Consider the following 4557-nt stretch of genomic DNA (forward strand, 5'->3'; position numbering starts at 1 on the left):
CGGCGAGGATCTGCACCTCGATGTGGCGCGGGTTGATCACCGCCTGTTCCAGATAGACCGTCGGGTCCCCGAACGCCGACTGGGCCTCCCGGCCGGCGGCCTCGATCGCCTCCGCGAGCGCCGAGATGTCACCGACCCGGCGCATCCCGCGACCGCCACCGCCGGCGACCGCCTTGACGAACAGTGGGAACGTCATCTGCGTTGCCGCCGAGAGCAATTGCTCGACCGACGCCGACGGCGCCGAGGAGGACAGCACCGGCAGGCCGGCCTCGCGTGCGGTGGCGACGGCCCGCGACTTGTTGCCGGTCAGCTTCAGCACCGCAGCACTGGGGCCGACAAAAGTGATACCCGCCGCGGCACACGCCTCGGCCAGTTCCGGGTTCTCCGACAAGAAGCCGTAGCCGGGGTACACCGCGTCGGCCCCGCACCGGCGCGCGGTGTCGACGATCTCGTCGACCGACAGGTAGGAGCGCACCGGGTGACCCGGCTCGCCGATCTGGTAGGACTCGTCCGCCTTGAGTCGGTGCACCGAATTGCGGTCTTCGTAGGGATAGACCGCCACCGTGGCGATACCCAGCTCGTAGGCGGCGCGAAACGCGCGGATGGCGATTTCTCCGCGGTTGGCGACCAGCACTTTCGCGATCACATGCGCCCTCGAGTGCCCTTCAAATGCCCCTCACCTGCGCCCTTAACTGCCCCTCAAATCAGCGTCGACCAGTAGTCCTCAAACCGGATGGCGATCAACACGATCAGCACGGTGAACCACACCGCGGTCAGCGACCACCGCCAGCGGTACAGCGCTGAACCCAGTGAGCCCAATGGGCCCACAGCACGCCGACGGCGAGACGCAAAGGCGATCGAAGAGACCACCACCAGCAGCGGGATGGTGACCGCCCAGACCGCCATGCAGTACGGGCACAGTGCCCCGATGCGGTACAGGCTGACGAAGATCAGCCAGTGTACGAACGCGACGCCGACAAGTGTGCCGGTCGATAGCCCCGTCCAATACCATTGTGGTAACGGTACTTTCGTCACCGACAATAGCCCGGTGACCAACACCACGGTGAACGCCGCGATTCCGACCAACGAGTTGGGTACCCCGGCTAGCGACGCCGGTTCGGTGGCCATCACCGACCCGCACGACAGCACGGGGTTGAGGTTGCACGACGGCACATAGGCCGGATCGGCCAACAGCCGGATCTTCTCCACCGTCAGCGTCACCGAGGCGATCAAACCGACCGCCCCGCAGACCAGTACCAGCCAGGCGCTGGATGCCGCCACCCGCACACCGGCCACCGGGGCGGCGGTCGACGAGGACACGGACGCAGCCGCTGCGACGGTCACGGCGCCTTGGCCGGGACGGCGGTGTCCAGGCCCGGCACGTCGCCGACGATCTCCCTGATCTTGGCGACCAGAGCCTCCGGCGTCGACGCGGTGTAGTCCTCGCCGTTGATGCGGATCGTCGGAGTGGCATTGATGTCGCGGGCCTTGGCCAGTCCTTCCACCATCTTGAGGTACTTGCCGCTGTTGACGCACGACGGGACGCTTCCCGCGGCACCGGCCTGCCGGGCGAGTTCGATCAACCGGCTGTTGTCGGGATAGTCCCCGCCCACCTCCGCCGGCTGCAGTTGCGGGGTGAACAACGCGGTGTGGAAACGCCGGAACGCGTCGATGCTCTCGTCGGCGACGCAGTAGGCAGCGGCGGCGGCACGCGCCGGGTAGTCGTCGTTCTGCGGCCTGTCCATGATGGCCACCATGTAGTAGTCGGCCGCGATGGCGCCGCTGTCGATGAGCCGCGAGACGGTGGGGCCGAAGTTCCGCTCGAACAACCCGCAGTGCGGGCAGAGGAAATCCTCGTAGAACGACACGGTGGCCTTGGGCTCTTTACCGTCGTCCTTGGTGATCAGCTTGCTCGACGCCACTCGCACCGCTCTGGCGTCGCTACCGGAGCTCTTCTTGTCGTTGGATATCACGATGTAGCCGATGAGGCCGACTGCGAAGAGCACCACAACCGCCACCAGCCCGATCTGCAGGGCGAGGTTGTGTTTGTGGTCACCGGCCGTCAGGCCGCGCCCGGTGGGGCGTTGAGGTTTGCGGGCCACGGTGTGGTTGATCCTTATTTCCGGTGGGGTCGGGGGCGCCTCTAGCGTACCGGCGGCGACTCGGCAGGTTCAGTGGCGGCTGAGGTGTGCGCGCAGTGCGGAGATCAACTCCGCCATCGCGGCGGCGCTATCACCGCCGAGCGGAAAGCAGTTGGCGAAGCCGTGCGTCAGCGACCCCATGGTCCGCATGTCGACGACGGTTCCCGCGGCCCTCAGTGCGGCCGCGAACAGTTGACCTTCGTCGCGCAGCGGGTCGAAGCCCGCCGTGGCGATCAGCGCCGGCGCCAACCCGGACAGGTCGTCGGCCAGCAACGGCGACACCCGCGGGTCCGTCGGGTCCAGACCGGAACCGCCCAGATACTGGGCGGTGAACCAGTCCATGTCGTGTTTGGTCAGCACGAAGCCGTCGCCGAACAGGGTGCGTGACCGGGTCTGGGCGGTGCAGTCGGTGACCGGGTAGATCAACCACTGCAACACCGGCACCGGGGCGCCCGTGTCGTCGGCGTCACGGGCCAGCAGCGCCACCACCGCGGCCAGGTTGGCGCCGGAGCTGTCTCCGCCGACCGCGACCCGGCCCGGTATCCCACCCAGGTCCGCAGCATGGTCGTATGCCCATCGAAACGCGGCGTAGGCGTCGTCGACCGCCGCCGGAGCGGGATACTCGGGCGCCAGCCGGTAGTCGACCGACAGCACCGCGACATCGCCGTCTCGGCAGGTCAGCCGGCACAGCGCGTCGTAGGAGTCCAGGTCGCCGATCACCCAGCCGCCGCCGTGGTAGAAGACCAGCAGCGGCTTGGCCCCGCTATCCGCCGGCCGGTAGAGCCGGGCGGGAATGTCGGCAGCGTCGCCCCCCGGCCTGGGTAGGCACGTGTCAGTCACGTCGACGTGTATCTCCGGACCGGGCAGCCGCGAACTCATCTCCCGCAGCTGGGCCCGGGAGGCGGCCACATCGTCTCCGGCGACGAGGCCGTCGATGCCGACCGCGCGCTGCGCGGCCAGCATCAGCTGCAGCGTCGGGTCGAGGGTGTTGCCGTCGATGGTGACCGTCCGACCGCCAGCGAGCAGCCGTGTGACCGCGGCCGGGATATGTGGAGCCACCTTCATGCCCACGCTGGTGGCGGTGCTCTGCAGGTAATCGGCCCACCATGCCGCCCGCGGCCTCGAACGGTGGCCGACAGACTCTGCTGGCAGACTTCGTGTCATGGCTGCTCCCGATGATCTGCGTTCAGTCACGCTCAATGACGGTAATTCGATCCCCCGCCTCGGTTTCGGTGTTTACAAAATTCCGCCGGCGGACACCCAGCAGGCGGTGGCGGCCGCGCTGCGGGCCGGCTTCCGGCACGTCGACACCGCGACGCTGTACCGCAACGAACGCGAGACCGGCCGCGCGATCGCCCACTCCGGACTGCCCCGCGACCAGGTGTACCTGGTCACCAAGCTGTGGAACGCCGACCACGGCTACGACTCGACACTGGCGGCGTTCGAGGCCAGCATCGACCGGCTCGGGGTCGACTACCTGGACCTGTACCTGATCCACTGGCCGCTGCCCGCACGCGGCAGGTTCGTCGACACTTTCCAGGCCTTCGCCCATCTGCGCGATCAGGGCCGGATCCGCTCCATCGGGGTGAGCAACTTCGAGCCCGAGCACCTGCGGGTGCTCATCGATGCGACCGGCATCGTGCCCGTCGTCAACCAGATCGAGCTGCATCCGCGGTTCACCCAGGCCCAGCTGCGCGAGGTACACGCCCAGCTGGGCATTGCCACCGAAGCGTGGGCACCGCTCGGACAGGGCTCGCTGCTGCACCATCCCACCGTCACCGCGGTCGCCGAGAGCTGCGGTAGGACGCCCGCCCAGGTGTTGATCCGGTGGCATATTCAGCTCGGTAATATCGTGATCCCCAAATCGGTGCACCCCGAGCGGATCGCCAGCAACTTCGACGCGTTCGACTTCGAACTGAGCGCCAGCCAGGTAGCCGCGATATCCTCGCTCGACGACGGCACCCGATTGGGCCCCGATCCACACACCTACGACGAACACGGGCAGGTGAGATGACGCCGACTGGTTCGATTCCTTCGGTCACACTCAACGACGACAACACGATGCCGGTGTTGGGCATCGGCGTGGCCGAGCTGTCGGGCGCCGAGACCGAGCGTGCGGTGTCGACGGCACTGGAGCTGGGCTGCCGGCTGATCGACACCGCCAAGGTGTACGGCAACGAAGCCGCCGTCGGCCGGGCGATCGCCGCGTCGGGCATCCCCCGCGCCGAGGTGTTCGTCACCACCAAACTCGCCACCGCCGACCAGGGTTTCACCACCGCGCGGGAGGCCTGCGCGGCCAGCCTGGAGCGGCTGGGGCTTGACTACCTCGACCTGTACCTGATCCACTGGCCGGCCCCGCAGCTGGCCATGTACGTCGACAGCTTCGGTGGGCTGATCCAGGCGAAGCTTGCCGGGC

The 4557-nt window shown here is 67.9% G+C and carries 6 protein-coding genes; 2 read left to right on the plus strand and 4 right to left on the minus strand.

Annotated elements, in window-relative coordinates:
* From AC2VOP_RS08355 to AC2VOP_RS08370, 4 genes are all read right to left on the minus strand, one after another.
* Positions 1 to 646 (minus strand): biotin carboxylase N-terminal domain-containing protein (locus tag AC2VOP_RS08355; RefSeq protein WP_486960529.1); only part of this gene is annotated, 646 nt, incomplete at its 3' end.
* Between the two features lie 53 nt (positions 647 to 699).
* The gene (locus AC2VOP_RS08360; protein WP_486960530.1) at positions 700 to 1344 is read right to left on the minus strand and encodes a vitamin K epoxide reductase family protein; all 645 of its coding nucleotides are present in this window, start codon (positions 1342 to 1344) and stop codon (positions 700 to 702) included.
* A complete protein-coding gene (locus AC2VOP_RS08365) occupies positions 1341 to 2102 on the minus strand; it encodes a DsbA family protein (RefSeq protein ID WP_486960531.1) in 762 nt (253 codons plus the stop codon). The genes AC2VOP_RS08360 and AC2VOP_RS08365 overlap by 4 nt, the downstream gene beginning before the upstream one ends.
* Before the next feature lie 69 nt (positions 2103 to 2171).
* Entirely contained in the window at positions 2172 to 3305 is a 1134-nt protein-coding gene (locus AC2VOP_RS08370) for an alpha/beta hydrolase (RefSeq protein WP_486960532.1), read from the minus strand.
* Between AC2VOP_RS08370 and AC2VOP_RS08375 the strand changes: the two genes are divergently transcribed.
* Both AC2VOP_RS08375 and AC2VOP_RS08380 read left to right on the plus strand, forming a co-directional pair.
* The gene (locus AC2VOP_RS08375; protein WP_486960533.1) at positions 3304 to 4155 is read left to right on the plus strand and encodes an aldo/keto reductase; all 852 of its coding nucleotides are present in this window, start codon (positions 3304 to 3306) and stop codon (positions 4153 to 4155) included. The two genes, AC2VOP_RS08370 and AC2VOP_RS08375, sit on opposite strands and share 2 nt — an antisense overlap.
* The coding region (locus AC2VOP_RS08380; RefSeq protein ID WP_486960534.1) for an aldo/keto reductase at positions 4152 to 4557 on the plus strand (406 nt) is incomplete at its 3' end. The genes AC2VOP_RS08375 and AC2VOP_RS08380, both read left to right, overlap by 4 nt.

The organism is Mycobacterium sp. TH-M106 (assembly GCF_057473765.1).

Excerpts from the sequence above, each read along its gene's own strand:
- AC2VOP_RS08375 (WP_486960533.1), top strand. The coding sequence starts at position 3,304 with ATGGCTGCTCCCGATGATCTGCGTTCAGTCACGCTCAATGACGGTAAT.
- AC2VOP_RS08370 (WP_486960532.1), bottom strand. The coding sequence starts at position 3,305 with ATGACACGAAGTCTGCCAGCAGAGTCTGTCGGCCACCGTTCGAGGCCG.